The organism is Gilliamella sp. BG2 (genome assembly GCF_046635645.1).
Taxonomy (GTDB): Bacteria; Pseudomonadota; Gammaproteobacteria; order Enterobacterales; family Orbaceae; genus Gilliamella; species Gilliamella bombi.
The window spans coordinates 1-1,741 of sequence record NZ_JBIDFF010000067.1 but is presented as its reverse complement, the minus strand read 5'-3'; the positions used below and the strand labels follow the sequence as shown (position 1 = coordinate 1,741).

The following is a 1,741-nucleotide window of genomic DNA, read 5'->3' as shown; positions in this document are numbered from 1 at the left end:
GGAAGCGATTCGACTGGCTGAACAGTACAAAGACCAATTATCAAAGGTGGCATGATGAACAATGAACACAAAGAACAACTGAAACTATACGATGATAAAGAGCAAGAATTAGAGCGAGCAATCGCAATAGTTAGAGAACAACGCAGAGAATACATTAATCAGCATAATTTAAGCAGGGTTAACGATGAGCAGGCTAACTAAAGAAGCAAGAGGGCGAGAGTGCACGGTTCGATTACCGTGCTGCAATCATAATCCAGAAACTACAGTTCTAGCTCATTACAGACTGGCAGGAACGTGTGGCGTAGGTATGAAACCGAATGATTTGCAGGGCGCATGGGCGTGCTCAGCTTGTCATGATGAAATCGACCGCAGAACAAGAAATCACGAGCATAAATTCGTTAGATTAGCTCACGCTGAGGGCGTTATTAGAACACAAGACATCTTGGTTAAAGAGGGGAAAGTTAAATTATGAGACCAGCAACGTTTGCACTCGGTAGATTGAAATCTGGGCAGATGAATAAAACTGAAACCGAGTATTATCAGTATCTAAAAACACTTGTACAAGCTAACGAAATAATTTGGTTTAAATTCGAGGGCTTAAAATTCAAATTAGCAAATAACACAACATACACTCCCGATTTCGTAGTGATGAATAAAGATGGATTAATTGAATTACACGAAGTTAAAGGGTTTTGGATGGATGACGCAAGGGTAAAAATAAAGGTAGCCGCTGATATGTATCCGTTTAAGTTTTTAGCGATAAAAAAGAAAGCGAAAAAACTAGGTGGCGGTTGGGAAATTGAAGAATTTTAAGGATAACAAATGCTAGCAGAATATATATACGTTGATGATGAGCCAGATGTTAAGCAATTTGAAAATTATCTCAATAGTAAAAATTTATTTATTGAGAAAGCTAATGAGAACAATTTACTAGCCAAAGCTATTGATTTGTTAAAAATGTGGGGTGCATGCAATGCATATTCTAGCAGATGTGGCTATAAAAATGTTAGCGCTATGTTTTCAGAATTATACCCTAAACATAACCTTGTTTATATAGAAAACGAGCTAGAATTTATTGATGAATGCATGAGAAATGCTAAAAATTCTAAAGATTTAGCATTAAGAGAACAATGGGAATTAGCAGATTTGTATTACCGCGGCATTGATGTTGTTATTGATGGCTCAGATAGGAGTGAGAGATTAACATTAAGAGAAATAGCAAAAATGAGAGGTATGTCTAAAAATTCAGTTGATAGAAGACTAAAGTCTTTTGAAAGTTTTATTGTTGCTAAATTATCAAAAAGAAATGACATTTTTTATTAATATGTGTTGACGTGGGACAGAAACCGTACTAAATTATTCATGATGGGTTTTTTATATGTATAGCATGAAAAATACGCATATGTAATTAGCTCAACATGCGGTTTCTAACGCATAGAATTTAAGTCTAGTTTTTTAATTTGAAATATTATTGTTTCTGGACGTTCTTCTAAAAACGGATTTTTATGAAAAAGTTTATCATTTCTCTTTTGTTTGTTCCGGTTCTTGCTAATTCAGCACAAAATTTCAATTCAGCTAAAAATCAGCTTACTAAGCTATACAAATCAAATCCTGCGCAAACCGAATTTTATTGCGGATGTGATATTTCATGGACAGGTAAAAAGGGTGTTGTAGATTTTGGTAAATGCGGTTATAAGCCAAGAAAGAATTTAAATAGAGCGTCTCGCATTGAGTGGGAGCA

The 1,741-nt window shown here is 35.0% G+C and carries 4 protein-coding genes and 1 pseudogene; all 5 read left to right on the top strand.

Annotated elements, in window-relative coordinates:
- Nucleotides 1-54: 54 nt before the first annotated feature.
- Nucleotides 55-201: a hypothetical protein gene (locus ACGH6Q_RS12275; protein WP_411592986.1), complete on the top strand. Its 147-nt coding sequence runs from the start codon at nucleotides 55-57 to the stop codon at nucleotides 199-201.
- On the top strand, nucleotides 185-472 hold the full coding sequence (locus ACGH6Q_RS12270; RefSeq protein ID WP_411592985.1) for a DUF1364 domain-containing protein: 288 nt from the start codon (nucleotides 185-187) through the stop codon (nucleotides 470-472). Before ACGH6Q_RS12275 ends, ACGH6Q_RS12270 begins: the two co-directional genes overlap by 17 nt.
- Nucleotides 469-813 (top strand): DUF1064 domain-containing protein, encoded by a 345-nt coding sequence (locus ACGH6Q_RS12265; RefSeq protein ID WP_411592984.1) that lies wholly within the window; start codon nucleotides 469-471, stop codon nucleotides 811-813. Before ACGH6Q_RS12270 ends, ACGH6Q_RS12265 begins: the two co-directional genes overlap by 4 nt.
- Before the next feature lie 9 nt (nucleotides 814-822).
- Entirely contained in the window at nucleotides 823-1,323 is a 501-nt protein-coding gene (locus ACGH6Q_RS12260) for a hypothetical protein (RefSeq protein WP_411592983.1), read from the top strand.
- A gap of 182 nt (nucleotides 1,324-1,505) precedes the next feature.
- Nucleotides 1,506-1,741 (top strand): annotated as a pseudogene (locus tag ACGH6Q_RS12255) (deoxyribonuclease I); the annotation flags it as partial.